This window comes from Pusillimonas sp. NJUB218 (assembly GCF_003788685.1).
Lineage (GTDB): Bacteria > Pseudomonadota > Gammaproteobacteria > Burkholderiales > Burkholderiaceae_B > Neopusillimonas.
Genome location: NZ_NQMK01000009.1, coordinates 116,320 through 142,418, shown reverse-complemented (window position 1 = coordinate 142,418; position 26,099 = coordinate 116,320). Strand labels below are relative to the sequence as shown.

Sequence of the window (26,099 nt, the reverse complement as noted above, 5' to 3'; positions counted from 1 at the left end):
AGGCCCGAAAACGGGCCTGATCGGGGTGCAAACAACCCGAAAGTGGCGATGATTTGAGCAGTTTTTAACCATTTTTGAATACTTTGGTCATGAGGTCGATTTTTGGATGTTTGAAATCGAGTTCTTCAGACCTTCCTTAGGAAAGCATTTTCACAAAGATGGCTCTTATGTTTATGTCGTAGATTCCGGTAGGCGCTTGATATCTCACCCCGACCCTGGAAGGGTGGGGGATGTTGTTGAAAACAATCCGGCAATTAATGATGTTGTTGCGGGCAATTCGGGGGCAACTGAATTAACGAATAGTCAAAATGTGCAAATGCTGGCCGGGTACGCTCCTGTTCCCGGAACAGGATGGGGAGTTGTGTCACAACGTCCTCGAGAGAGTACTCTGGCACCTTTAAATGAACTAGTTTCTCAAGTCTTGCTCAATGCCTTGCCGATGACCATTTTTATCGTCTTGATAATTATTTGGTCAGCGCGGCTAATTTCTAAGCCTCTTCGGCGCCTCGCGGAGAGTGCGGCTACGATTGATCGTCCGGAAACAGCGCGTGATATGGAGAATATTCGAGCTTGGTACTTCGAAACCGCCCATCTTAAAAAAGCACTACTTATCGGTGTCATGTTGATGTATGGGAAGCTTAGTAAGGCCAATACGGCGGCGGAAACGGATTCCTTAACTGGGTTGTCCAATCGACGTGCCTACGATACGGCGATAAAACGTTGGAAAAATGACGAAACCTCAGTAGCCGTTATTGCTGTTGATATTGATCATTTCAAACGTGTTAACGATACATATGGGCATGACGTCGGCGATGTTGTTTTAAAAGGTTTGGCACTACTGATGAAGGCCTGTTCGCGTCGCGAAGATCTAGTTTGTCGAATGGGTGGAGAGGAGTTTTTGATACTGGTTCCAGACGTAAAGCTTGATGCCGTGTCTGAAATGGCCGAGCGTTTACGCAATACGGTAGAGCGACATGTGTTTGAGCATGTGGGTCATATAACGATTTCTCTTGGGGTGGCCATGGGGTCATCACACGTTAGTGATATTGACGCTCTAGTAAAACTCGCCGACAAAATGCTCTATTTAGCAAAAAATAATGGTCGTAACCGAGTTGAGGTCGCGCAGCATCCTCTGCCGACGTAAGCTCCCCCAGTGAGTAGACGTTAGCCGGTAGAATTTCGGAGCCTCCCTGATATGGAGACTCCCTTGAAGAAAAGCAGATTTACAGAAAGCCAGATTGTTGCGGTGTTGAAGGAAGGCGAGGCCGGGCTACCTGTGGCCGCAGGTTCCGAACATTAGTCACAGTGGGTTTAATCAGTTTTTCTCGTTCATCAAAGGGATCCTATGCGATTACACGCCAAAGAAGATATACGCGACGATTTGTTTTCAGACGTTTATGCGTCTACCGATATATCGGTATCCATGCCCAAGTACAAAATGCCTGAAAACGAGCATGATCCGCGGCATGCCTACCAAGTCGTCCACGATGAACTCATGCTCGATGGAAACTCTCGCCAGAACTTGGCGACGTTCTGCCAGACCTGGGTCGACGAAGAAATCCATAAGCTGATGGACGAGTCAATCGACAAGAACATGATTGGACAAAGACGAGTACCCACAGACCGCTGAGATCGAGGCGCGTTGCGTACACATGTTGGCCGATCTCTGGAATTCTCCTGACGCAAAAAACACGTTGGGCTGCTCGACAACCGGCTCGTCCGAAGCAGCGATGTTAGGCGGGTTGGCCCTTAAATGGGCGTGGCGTAAAAAGCGTATTGCGGCTGGGCTGCCGGCTGACAAGCCCCACTTGATTTGTGGTCCTGTGCAAATTTGCTGGCATAAGTTCGCCCGCTATTTCGATGTCGAGCTGCGCGAAATCCCGATGGAGAACGGTCGTTTGATTATGAATGCCGACGAAGTCATACAGCGTGTCGACGAAAATACAATCGGTGTCGTGCCAACTTTGGGGGTTACGTTCCCGTGCGAGTACGAGCCTGTTAAAGCAGTGCACGACGCGCTGGATAAATTGCAAAAGGACACCGGTCTCGATATCCCTATCCACGTTGACGGGGCGAGTGGTGGCTTTCTGGCTCCATTTTGTGCACCCGATCTGCAATGGGATTTTCGTCTCCCACGCGTGGTGTCGATAAACACCTCGGGCCATAAATTTGGCTTGGCGCCGTTGGGGGTGGGTTGGGTGATTTGGCGTGATGCAGCTCACCTTCCCGAAGAGCTTATATTCAATGTGAACTATTTGGGTGGCAACATGCCCACTTTCGCGTTGAACTTCTCACGGCCTGGTGGCCAGATTGTGGCGCAATACTACAACTTTTTGCGCCTTGGCAAGCAGGGCTATCGTCGTATTCAAAATGCCTGCTACGACACGGCCCGTTATCTTTCGACCGAGATCGCAAAGCTGGGCCCGTTCGAGATCTTGTTTGATGGTGACCCTAACAAAGGCATCCCGGCGCTGTGTTGGAAGATCAAAGATGGCGTGAACCCTGGGTTCAATCTTTACGACTTGGCTGATCGCCTGCGGGCTCGCGGGTGGCAGGTGCCGGCGTACTCCATGCCAGCGAATCGTCAAGATTTGGTGATTCAACGCATTCTGGTGCGTCATGGCGTTACGCGCGATTTGGCGTCTTTGTTGCTGGGTGACTTCCATCGCTGTCTGGATTATTTCGCAGCCCATCCCATTTCAGTGCCGGGCGAGCAAGACGAATCAGGCGGCTTTCATCACTGAAGCTTATAGAAGGCTTCCCGGCATCTTTGCAGTGTTCTGATATGCTTTGCTACGATGGCGAGTAGCAAATATGGCTCTGCTTAGGCTTTAACAAAGCGTTAGTTGTCGCTGGGCGACTAACGCTTTTTTTATTACGGGTAATCGAAGTTCGGAAAAATCTGTTTCCCAAAAGGCAATATGAAATGAAAAGTATTCAACGGCAGTGGAAAAAAATTGGTGCGGCAGCCCTGGCAAGCTTATTGACGCTGCCAGCAGTGGGGCAGGCGTGTACTTCTTTACTTTACAAGGACGTCAATGGCGTTCCTTATGCAGGAAGGACCATGGAATTGCCCATGGAGCTGCCCTACGAAGTCACTTATTTTCCAGCCGGCTACAAATTTGACTCTCAAGCGAAGGATCATCCCGAGCTACGCTTCGAGTCAAAATATGCTTTTATTTCGGTGACAGTACCCGACCCCCTGACTAAACAGCTAAAGGTTGCGGAAGGGGTTAACGAAGCCGGCATGAGTTTCAGTTTGTTGGCTTACGCCAGCACCGATGGGCCACGTGATATGGTTGATAAAACCAGCGCGGTGTTGGCCGCGATCGACCTGGGCGCTTGGACGCTGTCTAATTTCAAAAACGTTGCAGAGGTAAAAGCAACGTTGAAAGATACGCCGGTACTCGTTACTGCGCTACTGCCGTTGGGCGTTCTGAAAACGCCATTTCACTACACGCTGCACGATGCATCGGGCGCCTCGATTGTGATTGAGTTTTCGCAGGGCAAGCAAAACGTATTCGATAATCCAGTAGGCGTCATGACGAACGGCCCCGAATTTCAGTGGCATCAAACGAATCTGAATAACTACACTTTTCTGAGTAATAAAGATCAGTCGAAGACCACGTTTGCCGGTGTCACCTTCCAGCAGCCTGACTCTGGGATCGCGACCGTGGCGTTACCCGCCTCGAATACTTCGGTAGGGCGTTTTGTTCGTGCTGTTTACTATTCGCAATTTGCGGAAAAAGCAAAAACGGCTGATGAAGCTGTTCTGACGTTGTCGCATGTCATGAACAATTTTGATCGCCCACGGGGTATCACGATCGATGAACGTTTCGAGGAAAGCGTTGTCAACATCGCCGCGCCCGCCGTTACGGGTGAGCCCCTGTACACGTCAGAATACACATCCTGGACGGCCTTGTCGGATCTTGAACGACGTAAGTTTTATATTCGCACCTATGGGTCCATCAACTATGTTGATGTCGACCTGAATCAGCTTAAACAGCTCAAGACCCAAAAGTCGCTTCCTTTAAAGCAATTCGCAAAACAAGCGGGTAACGTAACGGCGGCTTTCCAGTAAAACTAACGACGTGAACAAACTGCTTGTATCCATTCTTTGCGCTGACTTATTCTCCAAATAGATAAAGATAACGGTCGCAAAGGCGGCCGTTATCTTTGCTGCTGTTCGTTACAGCAGTCTTTGAGGTAGAGTGATTTTCATGAATGAAGCTTACCTGCGTTGGGCCAAGCCCAGAACGATGGTGGGTTGTCGCTTAATGGCCTCAAGACTAGGTAACGGAGTCACAGCACAATGATTTGGGAATGGAGTTTGTTGTTTGTTGCGGCCTTTTTTGCAGGCGCATTGAACGCCGTGGCGGGCGGGGGAAGTTTCTTGACTTTGCCGGCGCTGGTGTTGGCTGGCATACCGCCAGTTGCAGCAAATGCAACCGGCACGGCGGCATTGCTGCCAGGTTATATCGCAAGTGCCTGGGCGTTGCGACACGAAATTAAGGGCATACAGCATTTTTCCATTAAGTTGTTGATCCTCACCTCGTTAGTAGGCGGGGTTATCGGTGCTTGCCTTCTGTTATGGACGCCTTCAGCCGTATTTGATGTTTTAATTCCTTGGTTGTTGCTTGCGGCAACGTTATTGTTCATTTTGGCGCCCCGTCTTGTTTCCAAAAGAAGGGTGGGCCCGGTGGGCCCGGCCATTACCATGCTTACGATCTGGGTTGTTGCGATCTACGGGGGTTACTTCAATGGTGGCCTGGGCATACTGTTGCTGGCCGTATTTGGGGTCCTGGGTGTAGGCAGTCTGCACGTAGCTAACTGCCTGAAGAATGTAGTGTCTGCTCTGTTAACCGCGATTGCTGTAGTCGTCTACATTGCGGGAGGCCTCATTTATTGGCCACAAGCGATTTGGATGATGGCCGCGGGTACATTCGGCGGTTATGTAGGTGCGCGTGCTTCTCGCCATGTGCCAGTGCGCTACTTGCGATGGGGCATTGTGACGATCGGTTTGCTCATGACGATGTTCTTTTTTATGCGCCATGCAGGTTAAGTACACCTTCGCAGAGTCTAGGCAAATCCTGTAACGCTATACAAGCATGCCCGATCTGGGGCGTCGCTTTTCTATTCTGCTGTTGAGGTTCGTTTGTTCCCCTTTATTTTATTTTCACCAATTAAAAATGCTTTCCGTTCTAAGCGTAATGCGCTGAGCACGATGCGCGCCATGCGAAACTCGATGGCAACGATAGAGTTCGATGCTGATGGCCAGATTCTTGGTGTGAGCCCGCTTTTTTGTAAGTTAACGGGGTACGATGAGTCCGAGTTGATTGGCCAGCATCATCGTATTTTCTGTCCCGACTCAATAAGCCGCAGTCCAGAATATGTCAGTTTCTGGCGTCGATTGGCAGAGGGCAAGGGTCATAGCGATCGCTTTTTGCGTGTGGACCGATCCGGCCGTGAAATTTGGCTCGAAGCGACGTATATCCCGGTTAAAAATGCCAGTGGCAGCGTTGTACGCATCCAGAAAATTGCCATCGACATCACCGAAAAAGTGTTGCGGGAGCAAAGTCAGAACAGCATCTTGTCTGCAATCGACCGCTCCATGGCTGTTATTGAGTTCAATATGCACGGCGAAGTGATGCACGCCAATGATCAGTTTTTGAAAACTATGGGGTATCGCCTGAACGAAATCGTGGGACGTCATCACGCTATGTTTTGCCGACCTGCGTATGCTTCGAGTGCGTCGTACCAAGAGTTTTGGGACGCTCTACGTGCAGGGCGCTTTACGTCCGATAAGTTCGAGCGCCTGAGCAAGCAGGGCGACAGCGTGTGGTTGCGCGCAACCTATTCTCCGCTCTGTGACAGCCGCGGCAACGTTTGCGGCGTCATCAAAATAGCTAGCGACATTACGGCCAGTGTTGTGCAGCGCCAGATGGAGTCTCAGGCGGCTTTGATGGCTTTGGAAATCGCAGGGCACACTGAAGAAAATGCTCAGCAAGGCGCAATCAGTGTTGATGAAACTGTCGATCAAGTTAACGGCATTGAGGCGGGGCTTGAGCAGGTGTCTAGCGAGATTCAAGGCCTTAGCGAGCAGTCAGAAAGAATTCGCAAGATGGTGGAAGTCATTCAGGATATTGCGGCACAGACGAATTTGCTGTCTTTGAACGCCTCCATTGAAGCGGCCCGAGCGGGCCATCAGGGCCGAGGGTTTGCTGTGGTGGCGGGTGAAGTCAGGAATCTGGCTGCGCGCATCCATCAAGCGACGCTTCAGATTAACGATGTCGTGCAAGAGAACCGTGTGCTAGCGATTAACGCCGTTCAGGAGGTTGCACGCAATCGCGAGCGTGTCCAGCAGGGGGCAAAACTCGCCAATCAAACCCGTGTCTTGATGCAAACTATTCGACAAGACTCATCAAGAGTTTTGCAAGCGGTCGGCGAGGTGTCTGACACGTTAAAGACTTCGGCCTGAATGCGCGGTTAGACGCGTGCCGGTTGTCGTGCAGGGTAGTGGTCGGTTGTCCGCGTTATTGGGCGTTAGCATTTAAAGGGTGGGGTACCCGGCACCTTAAAAAACCGGGTCAATTCCGCTTCATTAGTCACAGAATAGGCCATTGTTCCAGCCTTAGCGCGGCCGCATTCTGGTCAAAAATAGTGTTTTTATTATTGTTGACGAGGCGTTGGGGTGGCAGGGGTAACTGATTGGCGATTGCGGGGCGATGATACGCAGCCACCGGGCCTGCGTATCATCGAAATTCTTGACCCGGGTTGCGGGCAGGACAACGTGTTGTTTCGCTTGTTGGTGATGCGTGAGCACTCCGTCAGTCCAGAAGGTGAGTCCATCACATTACGCTACTTCGAGCTTGAGGCGGGATCGGGCGGGATGGCTGTGCACCCTTTCACGGGCATGTACCGTCGTTTGGCCGATGGTGCCGAAAGCGTCAGCCTGACAGGCGGTTCGGTGGGGCTAAGTTCGGCATATCTGCGTGGTCACCGGCTGGGCACATATTTGCAGGACGAAATTGTGCGCTGGGCCGCTCAGTGGCCAAACGCGAAGGTTCAACCAATTGTTTTGTCGGATATCGACGCCTACGAAGAAAATAAAAGCCGGCGCAATCGCTATTACGAGCAGTTCGGTATAGTGTTCGATTATTCTGGGCCCGAATGCAGTAGCGGCGTATCACAGGGTTTGTGTGCCGGCGATCTGACACCTGTCTCGCCCGACGTTTGGCGTAAATCAATTAAAGAGTACGACCTTATCGATTACCTGCGTCGGCACTCGGCCGAAAAGGTAAAGCTGCTGCGTGATATCCAGAAGTTGCATGCCAACATAGACTTCCAGCAGCAGGTCATTCGAGACAGCCAGGCGCGGCCCTTCAAGTGGGCCATGAATCATTTCGCAAACCGGTATCCTTATGCTGCCCCTTCAGTGCTCACGCTGTCCGGACTGATGCTGCTCCTGTGGGCAGTGGTCTAATGTGTTAAAAATAGATGAAAAGAGGGCCATTCAGGAGTGGGGCGCACCTTTAGCGGTACCCCAGACTTTCCGGTAAAATGGTCGGTTCATCTCGTTTACTTGTCTTTTACTCAATTTCATTTATATAGGTTCCTAATGCAGCCCGTGGTTGAAACTCTGTCCGGCCTTGAGCGCCGTGTTGATCTGGTCGTTTCGATGGCCGACGTCGAAAAAGAAGTCCAGTCCCAGCTCAAGCGCGTCGCACGTACCGCAAAAGTCCAGGGCTTTCGCCCAGGTAAAGCTCCGTTGTCGATCGTCGAACGCAGCCATGGCCCCGGCATTCGCTACGACGTTATCAACACCGAAGTCGGCCGTGCGCTCGATAACGTCCTGAAAGAAACACAGTTGCGTGTTGCGGGTACGCCTAATCTTGAACCCAAAACCGAAGGCGTAGAAGACGGCACGATGGCCTTTTCGGCTACTTTCGAAGTCTATCCCGAAGTTCAGTTGCCCGACTTGGCCGCGCTTAAAGTGACGCGTTCAAGCGTCGAAGTGGGCGACGCCGAAGTCCAACGCACTATCGACATCCTGCGCAAGCAGCGTGCTGCTTACGAAGGCCGCGAAGGTCGTGAGGCACAAGACGACGATCGCATCACGCTTGATTTCGTCGGCACAATCGACGGCGTTGCATTCGACGGCGGCTCGGCTGAAGGCTTCTCGTTTGTCTTGGGGCAGGGCCGCATGTTGCCCGAGTTCGAAGAGGCTGTTCGCGGCATGAAAGCCGGCGATACCAAAACTTTCCCCCTCGAATTCCCCGCCGACTACGCAGGTAAAGAAGTGGCCGGTAAAAAAGCCGACTTCGAAATCAAAGTGACTGAAGTCGCCGAAGCCGTTCTGCCCGAAGTCGATGCCGAGTTCGCCAAGTCGTTGGGTCAGCCCGAAGGCGACGTTGAAAAGCTCTTGGCCGACATCCGTAGCAACATCGAACGCGAAGTCAAAGCACGTGCCATGTCGCGCACCAAAGCTAGCGTCCTCGACGCTCTGGCCGCCGCATGCACCTTCGACGTACCTAAAGCACTGGTTCAAAGCGACACCGAAAGCCGTGTTGCCGCTGCCCGCGCCGACCTCAAACAACGTGGTGTGCCTAACGCCGACAGTATCCCAATTCCTGCAGAAGCGTTCAGCGCCGAATCCGAGCGTCGTGTTCGTCTGGGCCTTTTGGTATCCGAGCTGGTCAGCAGCGCCGACCTCCAGGCTAAACCCGAGCAGGTTCGCGCCCGCATCGAAGAGCTGGCGCAAAACTACGAGCAGCCCGCACAAGTGGTTGCCTACTACCTGGCCGATCGTCAACGTCGCTCCGAAATCGAAGCTATCGTGCTCGAAGACAACGTTGTCAATCACGTGCTTGAAAAAGCCCAGGTCACTGACGAAAACGTCGATTTCGACGAACTGATGGGGACTGCATAAATGCAGCGATTCACTGATTTCTACGCGGCGATGCATGGCGGCGATTCGGTCGTGCCTACTGGGCTGGGCTATGTGCCCATCGTAGTAGAGCAGTCCGGACGCGGCGAGCGTTCTTACGATATTTACTCGCGCTTGTTGCGCGAGCGGGTCATCTTTTTTGTCGGTCCGGTCAACGACCATTCCGCCAATCTGGTGGTGGCGCAATTGCTCTTTCTCGAGTCCGAGAACCCGGGCAAAGATATTTCGCTCTACATCAATTCGCCGGGTGGGTCAGTGTATGCCGGTATGGCCATCTACGACACCATGAACTTCATCAAGCCCGATGTGTCTACATTGTGCACGGGCATTGCGGCAAGCATGGGTGCGTTTTTGCTGGCCGCTGGCACCAAAGGCAAACGGTATGCCTTGCCCAACTCGCGTATCATGATTCACCAGCCTTCGGGTGGTGCCCAGGGCCAGGCTTCCGATATCCAGATTCAAGCTCGCGAAATTCTCAGCTTGCGCGAACGCCTGAACAACATTCTGGCGAACAATACGGGCCAGCCTGTCGAGCGTATCGAAGTAGACACAGAGCGTGATAACTTTATGTCGGCCGACGATGCAAGGGCTTATGGCCTTATCGACAAAGTTCTGGTGTCCCGTTCCGAAGAATAGGCCCAGTGTTAAAACCGTTAGTCAAAGAGTTATATGCCCGATAAAAAAGGATCGCCGGACGAAAAAGTCTTGCACTGTTCGTTTTGCAATAAAAGCCAGCACGAGGTGCGCAAACTTATTGCGGGCCCGTCGGTATTCATTTGCGACGAATGTATCGATCTGTGCACCGACATCATTCGTGAAGAAACCAAAGAGGCAGCACGCAAGGCTGTACGCAACGAGCTGCCTACGCCTCAAGAAATCAAGGCGTTCCTCGACGGCTACGTCATCGGGCAAGACATCCCCAAACGAAGCCTGGCTGTGGCTGTTTACAACCACTACAAGCGCATTCGTTATGGCGAGGTCAAGGGCGACGACGTCGAGCTGTCCAAAAGCAATATTTTGCTGATCGGGCCTACGGGTTCGGGCAAAACCTTGCTTGCGCAGACTTTGGCGCGCATGCTCGACGTCCCCTTCGTCATGGCTGACGCCACCACGCTGACCGAAGCTGGTTATGTGGGCGAAGACGTCGAAAACATCATTCAGAAGCTGCTTCAAAACTGCAACTACGACGTAGAGAAGGCGCAGCGCGCCATTATCTACATCGACGAAATCGACAAGATTTCTCGCAAGTCCGACAACCCGTCTATTACCCGCGACGTTTCGGGCGAGGGCGTGCAGCAGGCCTTGCTTAAAATTATCGAAGGTACGGTGGCGTCGGTACCCCCCCAGGGCGGGCGCAAGCATCCTAACCAAGATTTCGTGCAGGTCGACACCACCAATATTCTGTTTATTGTTGGTGGCGCTTTCGACGGTCTCGAAAAGGTCATTCAAGACCGTACCGAAAAATCAGGTATTGGTTTCTCGGCGGCAGTGCGCAGCAAGTCCGAGCGTGGCGTCGGCGAGCTCTTCTCCGAGGTCGAACCTTCCGACTTGGTCAAATTCGGCCTGATCCCCGAACTCGTCGGGCGTCTGCCGGTTGTGGCCACCCTCGAAGAGCTGCAAGAAGACACCCTGGTGCAGATTCTTACCGAACCTAAAAACGCCATCATCAAGCAGTTTCAAAAGCTGTTCGAAATGGAAGAGGTCGAGCTGGAAGTGCGCCCCGAGGCCTTGCGCGCCATTGCGCAGAGGGCGCTCAAGCGTCGTACCGGCGCGCGGGGTTTGCGGTCAATTGTTGAACAGGCTTTGTTGGGCACCATGTATGAACTTCCGTCCAGCAAAAACGTCAAAAAAGTCATACTCGACGAAAACGCGGTTGTTGGCGGCGCAGCGCCTCTATTGATCTACGCCGATGACGCCGAACCAACGGCTTCCAAAGACAAAAAACCAGATTCGCAAAAGCTAAAAAATGCTGCCGCCTGACGGGGTCTTGAAAAGTTCGCGATTGTCGCCACATATGAAGTATGTGTAGTACTACAAAAGGGAGGCGCAGGCTTCCCTTTTGTTTCTGATGCAGCATTTTTTAAGGAAATTACTATGTCTGCGAGCCCTATTCTCTCTTCAGAACCTATGGACTTGCCCCTCTTGCCTTTGCGGGACGTGGTGGTATTTCCTCATATGGTGATTCCGCTGTTTGTCGGGCGTCCGCGTTCTATCAAGGCCCTCGAAATGGCGATGGAATCGGGCAATAACATCATGCTGGTGGCGCAGAAGTCGGCCAGCAAAGACGACCCGACCCCCGATGACCTGCACGCTATTGGTTGCGTCGCCAGTATTTTGCAAATGCTCAAGCTGCCTGACGGTACTGTCAAGGTGCTGGTTGAGGGTCTGCAACGCGCAAAAATCAACACTGTTTCCGATGCCGAAACGCATTTCACCTCCAATGTCCAGGTGTTGCCTCTTGAAGACGGCCAGAATGCCGAAGCCGAGGCCTTGCGTCGTGCCGTGGTCGCGCAATTCGAGCAGTACGTCAAACTCAACAAAAAAATTCCCCAAGAAATTCTTACATCGCTTACGGGTATTGACGAGGCCGGCCGTCTTGCCGATACAGTAGCGGCTCATTTGCCGCTCAAACTCGAGCAAAAGCAAAGCATGCTCGAACTCGTTGGCACGTCAGAGCGTCTCGAAAGCCTGCTGTCGCAGCTCGAATCCGAAATCGACATTCTTCAGGTCGAAAAGCGTATCCGCGGCCGTGTCAAAAAGCAGATGGAAAAGAGCCAACGCGACTATTATCTGAATGAGCAGGTCAAAGCTATTCAGAAAGAGCTCGGCGAGGGTGAAGACGGCGCCGATATCGAAGAGCTTGAAAAGAAAATTGCTGCGGCGCAGTTGCCTAAAGAAGCGCAGAAAAAGGCCGAGGCCGAGCTTAAGAAGCTTAAACTGATGTCGCCCATGTCGGCCGAAGCGACTGTGGTGCGCAACTACATCGAAACGCTGGTGGGATTGCCATGGCGCAAGAAGAGCCGCATCAACAGTTCCATTCCTAATGCCGAGAACGTGCTCGATGCGGATCACTATGGCCTAGAAAAGGTCAAAGAGCGCATCATCGAATATCTTGCTGTTCAGCAACGCGTCGACAAACTCAAAGCGCCTATTCTTTGTCTCGTTGGGCCACCTGGTGTGGGTAAAACGTCGCTGGGTCAGTCGATTGCGCGCGCCACTAATCGTAAGTTTGTGCGCATGGCCTTGGGCGGTGTGCGCGACGAAGCCGAAATTCGCGGCCACCGTCGCACATATATCGGCTCTATGCCGGGCAAGATTCTGCAGAACATGTCTAAGGTTGCGGTGCGCAACCCCTTGTTCCTGCTCGATGAAATCGACAAAATGGGCGCGGATTTCCGTGGCGATCCTTCGTCGGCTTTGCTTGAGGTGCTCGACCCTGAACAAAACCACACTTTCCAGGATCACTACATCGAAGTCGATTTCGACTTGTCAGATGTTATGTTCGTGGCGACCAGCAACACCCTGAACATTCCGCCTGCGCTGCTCGATCGCATGGAAGTCATTCGCCTGTCGGGTTACACCGAAGACGAAAAGGTCCATATTGCCTTCGACCATTTGTTGCCCAAGCTCATGAAAAACAATGGCGTGCGCGAAGGCGAGATGCAGGTCGACGAGTCGGCCGTACGCGATATCGTGCGCTACTACACCCGTGAAGCCGGTGTACGTGCCCTTGAACGCGAAATCAGCAAGCTGTGCCGTAAGGTCGTCAAAAAGACGCTCGAGAAACACCCCGAGGCCGTCAAGCCAGCCAAGAAGGGTACCGCTACTGCTGTCGAAAAAGTCGTAATTACCGCCGACAACTTAAGCGATTTCCTTGGTGTGCGCCGTTATAACTACGGTATGGCCGAGAAAGAAAACAAGGTCGGACAGGTTACCGGGCTGGCCTGGACAGAAGTCGGCGGTGATTTGCTCACCATCGAAGTGGCCGATATGCCGGGTAAGGGCAATGTGATTCGTACCGGTTCGCTGGGCGATGTCATGAAAGAGTCGGTCGAAGCAGCGCGTACGGTAGTTCGGTCGCGGGCCCAGAAGTGGGGCATTTTGTCGTCGGTCTTCGAGAAGCGTGATCTGCACATTCACTTCCCCGAAGGCGCCACGCCCAAAGACGGTCCGTCGGCGGGTATTGCGGTGACGACGGCCATGGTGTCCGCCTTAACCGGTATCCCGGTGCGTGCCGACGTAGCCATGACGGGTGAAATTACCCTTCGCGGCGAAGTCTTGCCTATTGGCGGCCTGAAAGAGAAGCTGTTGGCCGCTCATCGGGGCGGGATCAAAACCGTGCTGATCCCCGAAGAGAACGTGAAAGATCTAGCCGACATTCCGGATAACGTCAAGAACCATCTTGAGATTATCCCTGTGCGCTGGATTGACCGTGTTTTGGAAGTCGCTCTGCAAAGTATGCCCGAGCCTTTGTCTGATGAAGAAGTTGCCCGTTTGACGGCCGAGGCGCTGGCTAGCGCGAAAGCGTCGGGTACCGACACGGCTTCGGACGCCGTGATGAAGCATTAAACGCTGTTTTGGCCTGAAAACCGGTAAATAAGCCGGTTTTTCAGGGCCGGGCCGGTCAAGTGAGCTCTGGTCTGGCTTGGCCGTTTTAAAAACCCAAAGTTTGTTGCCTGTTGGGGCAAACTTTGGGTTTTTTTGTGGGTGGTGCAGCGGGCTGGGCCGTTAGGCTGCCTGGCCGCGCCAAGCGCAATGTTGCCCGGTGGCTTTACTGCATGGTGCGTATCAGGCCAACGGCGATACCCTCGAGGGCGAACTCGTCGTGGGCTTGGACTTCAATGGGGGAAAAGTCGGGGTTTTCAGGGAGCAAGCGGATGTGCCGGCCTTGGCGTTCGAGGCGTTTGACCGTGACGTCGTCGCCTAGCCGGGCGACAACAATTTGGCCGTTGCGTGCTTCGGTGACTTTTTTTACGGCAAGCAGGTCGCCATCGAGGATGCCGGCATCGCGCATGCTAAGACCACGTACTTTAAGCAGGTAGTCGGGCACTTGGGTGAACAAGGCCGGCTCGACGGCGATTTCTCGCTCGATGTGGGGGGTGGCCAATATGGGGCTACCCGCTGCAACGCGCCCAATGACCGGTAAGAGCATACGCTCTAGGAATGGGGTGCCGGTAAAGGCAGTTGACGCCGACTTGTCGTGTGATTGTGTAACGGGGTGAGGCGCGCCTGCCGCGTAGGCGTGAGGTGTGCTGGCCGTGTGGGGTTGCAGCGTACCGGCCGCGTCGGGCGCAGGGCTGGCAACGCCGGGTTGTTGACCTGGGGCAGGCGTAAGCAGGCGGATGCCTCGCGATGCGCCGGCTGTAAGTGCAATGGCGCCTTTGCGCGCCAATGCTTTAAGGTGATCTTCGGCGGCATTGGCTGAGCGGAAACCCAGTTCGCGTGCGATTTCGGCGCGCGTGGGGGGGAACCCTGTACGCCCGATTTGCTGACGGATGAGGTCGAGGATTTGCTGCTGACGGGCGGTGAGTTTTAAGGCCATAATAAAATAGGGCTGTATATAAATACAGCCCTATTGTGCCTTAGTCGGCCTAGCTTGGCAAGTGTAGGCTTAGCCTATAACTTTGGCGATGGCATTGACGACGTAATCGATGTTGCGGCTGTTCAGTGCAGCGACGCAAATCCGGCCGCTGCTGACAGCGTATACGCCGTGTTCGTTGCGCAGGACATCGACCTGGGCGGCCGTGAGGCCTGAATAAGAGAACATGCCGCGCTGCGTTTTAACGAAGTCAAAGTTTTGTTTGACGCCGTGGTCTTTAAGTTTGGTGACGAATTGTTCGCGCATGCTGCGAATGCGGTTGCGCATTTCGCCCAGTTCGTCAACCCACAGGCTGTAAAGTTCGGGGTTGTTAAGCACCGACGCGACAACGGTGCCGCCGTGTGTGGGCGGGTTCGAGTAGTTGGTACGAATCACCCGCTTGACCTGACTGAGGACGCGCGCGTTTTCGTCTTTCGAACCGCAAATCAGGGTCAGGGCGCCAACACGTTCGCCGTACAGCGAGAACGATTTCGAGAACGAGGAGCTGACCAGCATGGTCATGCCCAGATCGGCAAACAGGCGAACGACCGATGCGTCTTGCTCGAGCCCGTCGCCAAAGCCCTGGTAAGCGATGTCGAGGAAGGGGACCAAGCCAGCGTTTTTGACCGTGTTGGCGATTTCTTGCCATTGCGCTGCGGTGGGGTCGACGCCTGTGGGATTGTGGCAGCAAGCGTGCAACACGACAACCGTACCTTTGGGCAACGCTTTAAGCGCGCCTACCATGCCGTCGAAATCGAGGCCGTGGGTTTCAGGGTTGTAGTAGGGGTAGTTTTCAACGACGAAGCCGGCGCGCTCGAAGATGGCGCGGTGGTTTTCCCAACTGGGGTTGCTGATGACGACCTTGGCGTTGGGCGACAACTGTTTGAGGAAGTCGGCGCCAATTTTAAGTGCACCGGTGCCCCCGATGGTTTGGACGGTGAGTGCACGGCCATCGGCAATAATGCCCGAATCTTTACCCAGCAACAGGGTTTGAGCACCTTTGTTGTAGGCGGCCAGCCCCTCGATGGGCAGGTAGCCACGCGGGGCGGCGGCCTGGGCGCGCTGAGCTTCGGCCTGTTGTACGGCCTTGAGCAACGGAATTCGACCTTGATCATCGTAGTAAACACCAACGCCCAGATTGACTTTTTCTGTGCGAGTATCGGCGTTGTACTGTTCGGTCAGGCCAAGGATGGGGTCGCGCGGTGCCAGTTCGACGGCTTCGAAGATAGAGGTCATATTACCTGTTGATTGGGTGAGAAATAAGGAAGAAATATGAATCGCTTAATAGTGAGATAATAAGGGGTTTACCCTTAGGTGTCTAGCATGGCCGCAACAAAACCCGGTTTCGTCCAGTACTCGAATAGCCCGTTTCAGCTGTACCAGCCGTACCCGCCCGCGGGCGATCAGCCGGCTGCTATTGATGCGCTGGTCGAGGGGGTTGAAGACGGCTTGATGTTCCAGACTTTGCTGGGGGTAACGGGCTCGGGCAAGACATACACCATGGCCAATGTTATTGCGCGCACCGGTCGCCCGGCCATTGTATTGGCGCCAAACAAAACGCTTGCCGCCCAGCTATATGCCGAGTTCCGCGAGTTTTTTCCAAAGAATGCGGTCGAATACTTTGTGTCGTATTACGACTACTACCAGCCCGAAGCCTATGTTGCGGCGCGTGATCTTTTTATCGAAAAAGACTCGTCGATCAACGAGCATATCGAGCAGATGCGGTTGTCGGCGACAAAGAGTCTGCTCGAACGTCGAGACACTATTATCGTGGGTTCGGTGTCGTGCATTTACGGTATTGGTAACCCGGGCGACTATCACGCCATGGTGCTTACCCTTCGCGCGGGCGACCGCATTCCTCGCCAAGAGCTGCTGGGTCGGCTGGTTGCTATGCAGTACGAGCGCAACGATGTCGATTTTGTTCGCGGCACATTTCGGGCCCGGGGCGAGACAATAGACGTCTTCCCGGCGGAAAACGCCGAGCTGGCGGTTCGGATTTCTCTGTTCGACGACGAGGTCGAAACCTTGGAGCTGTTTGATCCGTTAACCGGCAAGGTGCGACAAAGTGTGCCGCGTTTCACGGTGTTTCCACGCTCGCATTACGTGACGCCGCGCGAAACTGTTCTGCGGGCCATCGAAAGCATCAAAGCCGAGTTGCGCGACCGGGTCAAGGTCCTGCTCGATGACCACAAGCTGGTCGAGGCTCAGCGACTGGAGCAACGCACGCGTTTCGATCTTGAAATGCTGCAAGAGTTGGGTTTTTGCAAAGGTATCGAAAACTACTCCCGTCACCTGTCTGGGGCGGCGCCCGGCGAACCACCGCCCACTCTGATCGACTACCTGCCGGCCGACGCGTTGATGTTCATCGACGAGAGCCATGTCACCATGGGCCAGTTAGGTGCAATGTACAAGGGTGATCGCTCCCGTAAAGAGACGTTGGTGACCTTCGGGTTTCGCTTGCCTTCTGCCATGGATAACCGCCCGCTCAAGATGGAAGAGTTCGAGGCGCGCATGCGCCAGACGGTCTTCGTATCGGCGACACCGTCCAACTATGAAAACGAACATACCGACAATGTGGTCGAGCAAGTGGTTCGGCCGACCGGTCTGGTCGACCCTATCGTCGAGGTCAGGTCCGCGACAACACAGGTCGACGACCTGCTGGGTGAAGCCAAATTGCGTGTTGCCGCAGGCGAGCGTGTGCTGGTCACCACGCTGACAAAGCGTATGGCCGAAGATCTTACTGAGTACTTGACCGAAAGCGGATTGAAGGTCCGGTACCTGCACTCAGACATCGATACGGTTGAGCGAGTCGAGATTATTCGGGATCTGCGTTTGGGTGTGTTTGATGTCCTGGTGGGGATCAACCTGCTGCGTGAGGGGTTGGATATTCCTGAGGTGTCTTTGGTGGCGATTCTTGACGCTGACAAAGAGGGTTTCTTGCGCTCCGAGCGCAGTCTGATTCAGACCATTGGTCGCGCTGCGCGTAACCTGAATGGCCGTGCTATTTTGTATGCTGACCGTATTACCGACTCTATGCGCCGGGCCATGGACGAAACCGAGCGTCGTCGTGCCAAGCAAGTGACGTTCAATACCGAGCACGGGATTGTGCCGCGCGGTGTGAACAAGGCCGTGCGTGAAATGATCGACGGGGTCGAGAGTCATGCGGCGGCTTCGGCGGCCGCGGCTGCTGCCGCTGATGTGTCGCCCGAGCTGTTGGCCGACGAAAAGTGGCTCGCCAAAGAAATTCGCCGCCTCGAGAAGCAAATGATGGATCACGCCAAGAATCTGGAGTTCGAGCAGGCCGCTGCGGCGAGGGATACGTTGAATCGTCTTAAAGAAAAGGCGCTGTTGGGTTCAGCGGGTTGATCGTAGTGTGTTGTTGCAAGGCAACACATCGAAGCGTCGTTATCAAGAGTTTTCGCTGCGCTTGCTTGTGGTCAGCAGTTGTTTGACGGTTGATTTTTGCGTATTCAGGTGCGAGCTGGTGCTGTTTATTGCAAATTAGTATGCGCTGAAACATCCATAAATGTTGCGGTGCATGACGCCTGAGCTACGTGGTTCGGGCCCTGGCCCCGCGGCGACTAAGTTCACCTATTTTCTCCGAATAACCCCTCAAGTAGTGCGGATAATTTTCGAATTGGCGTCACATTGGCTTGCTATTCGTGTTCGTGAAATCTATTGCCTTATTCCGGGTTTTCCCTCACAATCTCACCCATGATGACTAAGGTACTTTTCGTTTGCACGGGTAATATCTGTCGCTCTCCCAGCGCCGAGGGTGTGTTCCGCCATCTCATTACCGAGGCGGGGTTGTCCGGTGTCGTTGGAGTCGATTCAGCCGCCACCCACGGCTTCCACGTTGGCGAAAGCCCCGATGCGCGCGCCCAGGCGGCTGCTCGCAAGCGTGGCTACGACATCTCTCAATGCGTAGCGCGGCAAATCACGGCCGACGACTTCCGCGACTTCGATTTCATCCTGGTCATGGACTGGGAGAATCTTTCTGCACTGCAACAACAGTGTCCGAAGATTTATCAGCACAAGCTCATGTTGCTCATGCGCTTCGCCAACGAATTCGAAGAGGCTACCATCGCCGATCCTTACTACGGTGGTCCCGATGGCTTCAATAAAGTACTCGACTGCCTCGAAGATGCCTGTCAGGGGGTGCTCGAAGTTGTTCGCAAGCGCGCTACCCAGTACCAAGCCGCATAGTTCAATCAAATTCCCTCAACCGGGCCGCATGGCTCGGTTTTTTTTGGGCCATTTCCCTAGCAATTCAGTCGGGTATTGGTTATACTTGAGTTAATTAGTCAGGTATTAAAAGGGTAACCCCCTTGGGTTAAGGAAAAAACTATGCGTTTAACGACAAAAGGGCGCTTCGCGGTTACGGCCATGATCGATCTGGCGTTGCGTCAGCAAAGTGGTCCTGTCACCTTGGCGGCTATCAGTCAGCGCCAAAACATCTCGCTGTCCTATCTCGAGCAATTATTCGGCAAGTTACGCCGTCACGAGCTGGTCGATAGTGTGCGCGGTCCTGGTGGCGGTTATTCGCTTGCGCGCCTGGCCCGCGAAATCACCGTTGCCGACATCGTTTTTGCGGTCGACGAGCCCCTCGATGCCACCAGCTGTGGCGGCAAAGAAGATTGCAATGTGGGTCGTACCGGCGAGTCCAGCCAGTGCATGACGCACGAGCTCTGGACAACGCTAAATCATAAAATGGTCGAATACCTCGACTCGGTCTCTTTGCAAGACCTGGTCGATAAACAACGCATGCGCTTGCTCGAGGCCTCGAAAGGTCAAAGTGCCGTGCGTGTGGGGCAAGTGCCTGGCGCTAAAATCGCGTCCTCGCTGCCCGCTTGAAAGTTACTTAGGAGTTGGTCGATGTCTACACGTCCCGTTTATTTAGATTACTCAGCGACAACCCCGGTCGATCCCCGTGTTGTCGACAAAATGGTGCCTTGGTTGTACGAACATTTCGGCAACCCGGCGTCGCGCAGTCACGCGTTTGGCTGGGAAGCCGAAGAGGCCGTCGAGCAGGCGCGCGCCGAAGTTGCACAGTTGGTCAATGCCGACCCGCGTGAAATCGTCTGGACATCCGGCGCCACCGAGTCCATTAACCTTGCGGTGAAAGGGGCGGCGCACTTTTACGCGCAGCGCGGCAAGCATCTTATTACGCTAAAAACCGAACACAAGGCGACGCTTGACACCTGTCGCGAGCTCGAGCGTCAGGGTTTCGAAGTCACCTACCTCGATGTCCAGGATAACGGCTTGCTCGATCTTGATGTCTTCAAGGCGGCGCTGCGCCCTGACACCAGCGTGGTGTCGGTTCTTATGGTGAACAACGAAATCGGTGTTATCCAAGACATCGCGGCCATTGGAGACATCTGTCGCGAAAAGGGCATCGTGTTTCACGTCGACGCAGCACAGGCCACGGGCAAGGTTGCCATCGATCTGCAAACTCTCAAGGTCGACCTGATGTCGTTTTCGGCGCACAAAACATATGGGCCTAAAGGCGTTGGTGCTCTGTTCATCCGTCGCAAGCCACGTATTCGCATCGAAGCGCAAATTCATGGCGGTGGTCACGAACGTGGTTTCCGCTCCGGCACATTGGCAACACACCAAATCGTGGGTATGGGCGAAGCATTCCGTATCGCACGCCTCGAAATGGCTGCCGAAAGCGAGCGCATCCGCGCGCTGCGCGACCGCCTCTGGAAGGGCTTGTCACAGGTTGAAGAGGTTTACCTCAACGGCGACATGGATCGTCGGGTACCGCACAACCTTAATGTCAGCTTCAATTACGTCGAAGGCGAGTCCTTGATCATGGCGATCAAAGAATTGGCCGTATCCAGTGGCTCGGCATGTACTTCGGCTAGTCTCGAGCCTTCTTATGTGCTGCGGGCGCTGGGCCGCAACGACGAGCTGGCACACAGCTCCATACGTTTCACGCTGGGTCGTTTCACCACAGAACAAGAAGTCGATTTCGCGATCGAATTGCTTAAAACGCGTGTCGCCAAGTTGCGCGACATGTCGCCGCTCTGGGAAATGGCCCAAGACGGTATCGACCTCAACTCGGTCCAATGGGCTGCGCATTAACGGTCGTCTTACGAATCAAAGAACAGGAGTTCAATCATGGCATACAGCGAAAAAGTTCTCGATCACTACGAAAACCCGCGTAACGTGGGTTCGTTCGACAAATCCGACGAAAGCATCGGCACGGGCATGGTGGGTGCGCCCGCCTGTGGCGACGTCATGAAGCTGCAGATCAAGGTCAGCGAAACCGGCGTCATCGAAGATGCCCGTTTTAAAACCTATGGTTGCGGCTCGGCCATTGCGTCCAGCTCGCTGGTTACCGAATGGGTCAAGGGTAAAACACTCGACGAAGCACTCGATATTCGCAATACGCAAATCGCCGAAGAGCTGGCGTTGCCCCCAGTAAAAATTCACTGCTCAATTCTGGCCGAAGACGCGATCAAGGCGGCTGTTCAGAATTACAAAGAAAAGCACCAGAAATAACAGGGTTGATATGTCTATTACGTTGACTCCACAAGCTGCTGACCACGTCAGTCGTTATCTTGCCAAACGAGGCAAGGGGCTGGGTCTGCGTTTGGGTGTCCGTACCACGGGTTGTTCCGGCATGGCCTACAAGCTCGAGTACGTCGACGAGCCCAACGCAGACGACCAGGTTTTCGAACAGCATGGTGTAAAGGTGTTTATCGACGCCAAAAGCCTGCCGTACCTCGATGGTACGCAACTAGACTATGGCCGCGAAGGGCTGAACGAAGGCTTTAAGTTCAGCAACCCGAACGAAAAGGCCACCTGCGGTTGCGGCGAATCCTTCACGGTGTAGCGTGGCCGAAAACTATTTCCAGCTGTTTGAATTACCGCAAGGCTTCGCCATCGACGTCAGCGCGCTTGAAGCGCGCTGGCGCCAGATGGCTGCGCGTGTCCATCCCGACCGTTTTGCTACGGCGGCGCCGGCCGAGCGGCGAGTCGCCATGCAATGGGCGTCCACCATCAACGAGGGCTATCGCATTCTCAAGAGTCCGTTGCTGCGGGCCCGCTATTTGTGCGAGCAAGCGGGTTGCGACTTGCAAACCGAAAGCAATACCCGCATGGATGGCGCGTTCCTGATGCGCCAGATGGAGTGGCGCGAGGCGCTCGACGAGGCGCGCGAAAGTGCTGACCCGGCCCAATTCGAACTGCTTGGTAATGATATCGCCCGGGCCCGTACCGAACTTGAAACGACAGTCGAAGCGCTGATCGATCGCCAGCACGATTTTTCGGGCGCCGCCGGTAAAGTGCGTGAATGGATGTTCATCGAGAAGCTGGCCACCGAAGTTCAGCAGGCGCAGCATGCGTTGGCCGACCGTCAACATTAAGGGCGGCCGGCGTGCCTTGGGCACCCGTCCGTAAATAACAGAACTTATGGCTTTATTGCAAATATCCGAGCCCGGTGAGTCGCCGGTCCCTCATCAGCGTAAGCTGGCGGTAGGTATCGACCTGGGTACTACGCACTCATTGGTCGCGTCTGTGCGCAGCAGCGTCCCCGAAGTCCTGCTCGATGAGGACGGCCGCGCATTGTTGCCTTCTATCGTGCGTTATGCGCCCGATGCTATTCAGGTCGGGCACGACGCCCGTGCCCATCAGGCGGCCGACTCGCTCAATACCATTGCGTCAGTCAAGCGCTTCATGGGGCGTTCTCTGAACGAAGCGCGCAGCGAAGGTGTTGCCTACGAATTCGCCGACGGCGAAGATATGGTCCGCCTGAGAACCCGTCGTGGTGATTTCAGTCCTGTCGAAGTGTCCAGTCAAATTCTGCGTACCTTGCGCGAGCGCGCCGAGGCAACGCTGGGTGGCGAACTGGTGGGTGCGGTCATCACCGTTCCTGCTTATTTCGACGATGCGCAGCGTCAGGCAACACGCGACGCCGGACGTCTGGCGGGCCTGACAGTGCTGCGCCTGCTCAACGAACCTACGGCAGCCGCTATTGCTTATGGTCTAGACCATGGCGCCGAGGGTATTTATGCAGTCTACGACTTAGGCGGCGGTACATTTGATATTTCCATCTTGCGCCTCACCAAAGGCGTGTTCGAGGTCGTGGCTACAGGTGGCGACACCCAGTTGGGTGGCGATGACTTCGACCGTTGCATCGTCGATGAAATCTGCCGTTCACAGCATCTGGCCGACTTGCCTAAAGGCGATTTGCGGGCGCTCTATGTCGCAGCCCGCGCCGCCCGCGAGGCCTTGTCTACGGTCGCCGAGGTCGTCTTCGAGGCCGAACTATCGAATCAAGCCGTGCGCGTCTTGCTCAGTCGTCAAGATTTCGAGTCTTGGGCGCAGCCCCTGGTAAATAAAACGCTCGAACGTGCCAAAGTTACGCTGCGTGACGCCGGCCTCGATGTCGCCGATGTCAAGGGCGTGGTCATGGTGGGCGGTGCAACGCGCATGCCGATCATTCAGCGCGAGGTGGGCCGTTTGTTCAACACCACACCGCTCACTGACCTTGACCCTGACCAAGTTGTTGCGTTGGGCGCAGCGCTTCAGGCCAATTTATTGGTCGGCAATCGTTCGGCGGGCGAAGACTGGCTGTTGCTTGATGTCACACCGCTGTCGTTGGGGCTTGAAACCATGGGTGGTCTGGTCGAGCGGGTCATTCCGCGTAACAGCACTATTCCTGTGGCGCGTGCCCAAGAATTTACGACCTTCAAAGACGGCCAGACGGCCATGGGTATCCATGTGGTGCAGGGCGAGCGTGATCTTGTCGCCGACTGCCGTTCGCTGGCGCGTTTCGAGCTGCGTGGAATTCCGCCGATGGTTGCCGGTGCTGCTCGTATTCGTGTCACGTTCCAGGTTGACGCCGACGGCTTGCTTAATGTCAGCGCCCGCGAAGAGAGCACAGGTGTCGAAGCCGGCGTGACGGTTAAACCGTCTTACGGCTTGTCCGATGACGAAGTCGCCCGGATGCTGACCGAAGGCATGACCCATGCTTCGGCCGACGCCCAGGCACGTGCGCTGCGCGAGCAACAGGTCGAATTGCAACAGTTGCTCGAATCCGTGCGTGCGGCTGTAGCGGCCGATGGCGACTTGCTCAGCGACAATGAGCGCGCCAACATCGACCAGATCATGCTCGACACCGAGCAGATGTTGCTGGCCTTGTCGGGCGAGGGTCAAGGGCAGGGCGCGGCGCCTCTCGATGCCGATGCGGTGCGACAGCAGGTAGCTCGCTTCAGCCAGGCTACCGACGACTTTGCTGCACGCCGTATGGATCGCAGTATTCGCGCTGCCTTGTCGGGCCGCACCGTCGACGAAATTGCCGATAACTGATTCTTTGTTCTGGTTTGACCATGCCTAAAATTACTGTATTGCCTCACCCCGATGTTTGTCCCGAAGGTGCTGTTATCGAAAACGCACCAATGGGCGAGTCGATTTGCCGCGTGTTGCTCGATAACCATGTCGAGATCGAACACGCCTGCGAACTGTCGTGTGCCTGTACTACATGCCATGTGATTGTTCGCGAGGGTTTTGATTCGCTTGAAGAGGCTTCTGACAACGAAGAAGACTATCTGGATCGCGCCTGGGGGCTGACGCCCACATCGCGTTTGTCTTGTCAGGCAAAAATCGCTAATCAAGACCTGACCATCGAGATCCCTAAATACACCATCAACCACGCAAAGGAAAACCACTGATGCGCTGGACGGACACCTACGAAATTGTCGAGGCGCTTCTAGAGGCTCACCCCGACGTTGATCCTGCGCAGGTTCGTTTTACCGACTTGCGTGATTGGGTGATGGCATTGCCAGGTTTCGACGACGACCCGGCCCGATGCGGCGAGCGCATTCTTGAAGCCATTCAAATGACCTGGATCGACGAAAAGTAAACGTAGTCCTGACTGCGATTTAGACCAGGAATAAAAAAGCCCTGCACATGGTGTGCAGGGCTTTTTGCTGCCGGGTTGATTACCCGACGAGGTGAGTGCCGATTATGCCTAGTCTTCGCGGCGCAGATGGGGGAACAACAGCACATCGCGAATGGTGTGGCTGTCGGTCAGCAGCATGATCAGCCGGTCGATGCCAATACCGCAACCGCCGGTAGGAGGCATGCCGTATTCCAGTGCGCGGATGTAGTCTGCATCGAAGAACATGGCCTCTTCGTCGCCAGCATCTTTGGCTTCGACCTGGGCGTGGAAACGTGCGGCCTGGTCTTCAGGATCGTTCAGCTCGGAGAAGCCGTTGGCGATTTCCCGGCCCGTAATAAACAGTTCAAAGCGCTCGGTGATGTCAGGGCGGGAGTCGGAGGCGCGCGCTAATGGCGAGACCTCGATAGGGTAATCGATAATGAAGGTCGGGTTCCAGAGCTTAGCTTCGGCAGTTTCTTCGAACAAGGCCAACTGCAGGGCGCCAGTGCCGGCACGCGCCAGCGTGGGGCCGTTGACGTCGACGCGCAGCTTTTTGAGTTCGGCACGCAGGAAATCGTGGTCGTTAAGCTGTGCCTCGGTGTAGCCGGGCGCGTATTTCAAGATGGCCTGGACAATTGTCAGGCGGTCGAAAGGTTGGCCCAAGTCGAGGGGGCGGTCTTGATAGGACAAGACAGCACTGCCGGTTGCTGCGACGGCAGCCTGGCGGATGAGGTTTTCGGTGAAGTCCATCAGCCAGTGGTAGTTGGTATAGGCCGCGTAGAACTCCATCATGGTGAATTCGGGGTTATGACGCGGGCTGACGCCTTCGTTGCGGAAGTTACGGTTCAGCTCGAATACACGCTCAAAGCCACCCACGATTAACCGCTTCAGATAAAGCTCGGGCGCAATGCGTAGGTACATTTCCATGTCGAGCGCATTGTGATGCGTCACAAAAGGCTTGGCTGCCGCGCCGCCGGGTATGGGGTGAAGCATGGGGGTTTCGACTTCCATGAAGCCGGCATCGACCATGAACTGGCGCATACGTGAAATGGCCTTGCTGCGTGCCACAAAAGTATGCCGTGTTTCTTCGTTCATGATGAGGTCGACGTAGCGCTGACGGTAGCGCAATTCCTGGTCGGTGACCCCGTGGAATTTGTCGGGCAGCGGGCGCAGCGACTTTGACAGCAACCGGATTTGCGCTGCGCGAATGGAGAGTTCGCCCTTATTGGTTTTGAAGATTGTGCCTTCGACCGCCAGGATATCGCCGATATCCCAGGTTTTGAAATGCTCGTAAACCGACTCGCCCACGCCGTTTTTGTCGAGGTAGATTTGAATTCGACCGGTGCTGTCTTGCAAGGTGGCGAAACTGGCTTTGCCCATGACGCGCTTGAGCATCATGCGGCCAGCAACTACCGCAGGTTTGGCCAGGGCCTCGAGGGCTTCTTTATCGAGTGCCTCGCAGGCGGCGTGCAGTTCGTCGGCCTTGTCTTTGGGCGTGAAGTCGTTCGGGTAGGCAACGCCTTCGGTGCGCAGCCGGGCCAATTTGCCGCGGCGCTCCGCGATCAGGTGGTTTTCGTCGGTGGCAGCAGCGGGGTTGGGCGTAGTGGTCATGAGTGATATACGTTGAGGTATCGAAGCCGAGGTCGGCAAAACAGGTCGTAGCAGGGCGGGGCAGGCTTGCCCCT

The 26,099-nt window shown here is 54.8% G+C and carries 24 protein-coding genes; 21 read left to right on the top strand and 3 right to left on the bottom strand.

Annotated elements, in window-relative coordinates; all coding sequences use genetic code 11:
* Nucleotides 1-106 precede the first annotated feature (106 nt).
* From CHR62_RS12535 to lon, 11 genes are all read left to right on the top strand, one after another.
* On the top strand, nt 107-1,144 hold the full coding sequence (locus CHR62_RS12535; protein WP_123661150.1) for a diguanylate cyclase: 1,038 nt from the start codon (nt 107-109) through the stop codon (nt 1,142-1,144).
* A gap of 201 nt (nt 1,145-1,345) precedes the next feature.
* Nucleotides 1,346-1,630: a pyridoxal-dependent decarboxylase gene (locus CHR62_RS15945; RefSeq protein WP_255416210.1), complete on the top strand. Its 285-nt coding sequence runs from the start codon at nt 1,346-1,348 to the stop codon at nt 1,628-1,630.
* The gene (locus tag CHR62_RS12530) at nt 1,599-2,744 is read left to right on the top strand and encodes a glutamate decarboxylase (RefSeq protein ID WP_255416209.1); all 1,146 of its coding nucleotides are present in this window, start codon (nt 1,599-1,601) and stop codon (nt 2,742-2,744) included. The genes CHR62_RS15945 and CHR62_RS12530 overlap by 32 nt, the downstream gene beginning before the upstream one ends.
* A 182-nt stretch (nt 2,745-2,926) precedes the next feature.
* Nucleotides 2,927-4,081, top strand: coding sequence for a linear amide C-N hydrolase (locus CHR62_RS12525; protein WP_123661149.1), 1,155 nt, complete (start codon nt 2,927-2,929; stop codon nt 4,079-4,081).
* 234 nt (nt 4,082-4,315) lie between these two features.
* Entirely contained in the window at nt 4,316-5,062 is a 747-nt protein-coding gene (locus tag CHR62_RS12520) for a sulfite exporter TauE/SafE family protein (RefSeq protein ID WP_123661158.1), read from the top strand.
* Nucleotides 5,063-5,233: 171 nt separating this feature from the next.
* Nucleotides 5,234-6,478 carry a methyl-accepting chemotaxis protein gene (locus CHR62_RS12515; RefSeq protein WP_199722942.1) on the top strand — a complete coding sequence of 415 codons (1,245 nt, stop codon included), beginning with the start codon at nt 5,234-5,236 and terminating at the stop codon, nt 6,476-6,478.
* Between the two features lie 213 nt (nt 6,479-6,691).
* Nucleotides 6,692-7,483, top strand: a complete 792-nt coding sequence (locus CHR62_RS12510; RefSeq protein WP_123661148.1) for a hypothetical protein — start codon at nt 6,692-6,694, stop codon at nt 7,481-7,483.
* Between the two features lie 135 nt (nt 7,484-7,618).
* Nucleotides 7,619-8,929 carry a trigger factor gene (gene tig / locus CHR62_RS12505; protein ID WP_093971374.1) on the top strand — a complete coding sequence of 437 codons (1,311 nt, stop codon included), beginning with the start codon at nt 7,619-7,621 and terminating at the stop codon, nt 8,927-8,929.
* Nucleotides 8,930-9,583, top strand: a complete 654-nt coding sequence (gene clpP, locus CHR62_RS12500) for an ATP-dependent Clp endopeptidase proteolytic subunit ClpP (protein ID WP_093971375.1) — start codon at nt 8,930-8,932, stop codon at nt 9,581-9,583.
* A 33-nt stretch (nt 9,584-9,616) separates the two neighbouring features.
* The gene (gene clpX / locus CHR62_RS12495; RefSeq protein ID WP_093971376.1) at nt 9,617-10,927 is read left to right on the top strand and encodes an ATP-dependent Clp protease ATP-binding subunit ClpX; all 1,311 of its coding nucleotides are present in this window, start codon (nt 9,617-9,619) and stop codon (nt 10,925-10,927) included.
* Between the two features lie 114 nt (nt 10,928-11,041).
* Nucleotides 11,042-13,516, top strand: a complete 2,475-nt coding sequence (gene lon / locus CHR62_RS12490) for an endopeptidase La (RefSeq protein WP_123661147.1) — start codon at nt 11,042-11,044, stop codon at nt 13,514-13,516.
* Between the two features lie 202 nt (nt 13,517-13,718).
* On the opposite strand, the gene lexA is transcribed toward lon, so the two are convergent.
* On the bottom strand, nt 13,719-14,489 hold the full coding sequence (lexA, locus tag CHR62_RS12485; RefSeq protein ID WP_123661146.1) for a transcriptional repressor LexA: 771 nt from the start codon (nt 14,487-14,489) through the stop codon (nt 13,719-13,721).
* Between the two features lie 69 nt (nt 14,490-14,558).
* Nucleotides 14,559-15,761, bottom strand: coding sequence for an amino acid aminotransferase (locus CHR62_RS12480; protein WP_093971379.1), 1,203 nt, complete (start codon nt 15,759-15,761; stop codon nt 14,559-14,561).
* Between the two features lie 87 nt (nt 15,762-15,848).
* On the opposite strand from CHR62_RS12480, the gene uvrB reads away from it, so the two are divergent.
* From uvrB to iscX, 10 genes are all read left to right on the top strand, one after another.
* Nucleotides 15,849-17,891 (top strand): excinuclease ABC subunit UvrB, encoded by a 2,043-nt coding sequence (gene uvrB / locus CHR62_RS12475; RefSeq protein ID WP_123661145.1) that lies wholly within the window; start codon nt 15,849-15,851, stop codon nt 17,889-17,891.
* A gap of 348 nt (nt 17,892-18,239) precedes the next feature.
* A complete protein-coding gene (locus CHR62_RS12470; RefSeq protein ID WP_093971381.1) occupies nt 18,240-18,731 on the top strand; it encodes a low molecular weight protein-tyrosine-phosphatase in 492 nt (163 codons plus the stop codon).
* A gap of 141 nt (nt 18,732-18,872) precedes the next feature.
* Nucleotides 18,873-19,379, top strand: a complete 507-nt coding sequence (gene iscR, locus CHR62_RS12465; protein WP_093971382.1) for a Fe-S cluster assembly transcriptional regulator IscR — start codon at nt 18,873-18,875, stop codon at nt 19,377-19,379.
* A 21-nt stretch (nt 19,380-19,400) separates the two neighbouring features.
* Nucleotides 19,401-20,612 (top strand): IscS subfamily cysteine desulfurase, encoded by a 1,212-nt coding sequence (locus CHR62_RS12460; RefSeq protein WP_093971383.1) that lies wholly within the window; start codon nt 19,401-19,403, stop codon nt 20,610-20,612.
* Nucleotides 20,613-20,648: 36 nt separating this feature from the next.
* The gene (iscU, locus tag CHR62_RS12455) at nt 20,649-21,032 is read left to right on the top strand and encodes a Fe-S cluster assembly scaffold IscU (protein WP_093971384.1); all 384 of its coding nucleotides are present in this window, start codon (nt 20,649-20,651) and stop codon (nt 21,030-21,032) included.
* 10 nt (nt 21,033-21,042) lie between these two features.
* The gene (gene iscA, locus CHR62_RS12450; RefSeq protein WP_093971385.1) at nt 21,043-21,366 is read left to right on the top strand and encodes an iron-sulfur cluster assembly protein IscA; all 324 of its coding nucleotides are present in this window, start codon (nt 21,043-21,045) and stop codon (nt 21,364-21,366) included.
* 1 nt (nt 21,367) lies between these two features.
* Nucleotides 21,368-21,898 carry a Fe-S protein assembly co-chaperone HscB gene (gene hscB / locus CHR62_RS12445; protein ID WP_123661144.1) on the top strand — a complete coding sequence of 177 codons (531 nt, stop codon included), beginning with the start codon at nt 21,368-21,370 and terminating at the stop codon, nt 21,896-21,898.
* A 46-nt stretch (nt 21,899-21,944) separates the two neighbouring features.
* Complete coding sequence (gene hscA / locus CHR62_RS12440) at nt 21,945-23,843, top strand: Fe-S protein assembly chaperone HscA (protein WP_123661143.1); 1,899 nt, start codon at nt 21,945-21,947, stop codon at nt 23,841-23,843.
* A 20-nt stretch (nt 23,844-23,863) separates the two neighbouring features.
* On the top strand, nt 23,864-24,205 hold the full coding sequence (gene fdx, locus CHR62_RS12435; RefSeq protein ID WP_093971388.1) for an ISC system 2Fe-2S type ferredoxin: 342 nt from the start codon (nt 23,864-23,866) through the stop codon (nt 24,203-24,205).
* Nucleotides 24,205-24,396 (top strand): Fe-S cluster assembly protein IscX, encoded by a 192-nt coding sequence (gene iscX / locus CHR62_RS12430; RefSeq protein ID WP_093971389.1) that lies wholly within the window; start codon nt 24,205-24,207, stop codon nt 24,394-24,396. The genes fdx and iscX overlap by 1 nt, the downstream gene beginning before the upstream one ends.
* A 108-nt stretch (nt 24,397-24,504) precedes the next feature.
* On the opposite strand, the gene lysS is transcribed toward iscX, so the two are convergent.
* Nucleotides 24,505-26,025, bottom strand: a complete 1,521-nt coding sequence (lysS, locus tag CHR62_RS12425; RefSeq protein WP_093971390.1) for a lysine--tRNA ligase — start codon at nt 26,023-26,025, stop codon at nt 24,505-24,507.
* Nucleotides 26,026-26,099: the final 74 nt, after the last annotated feature.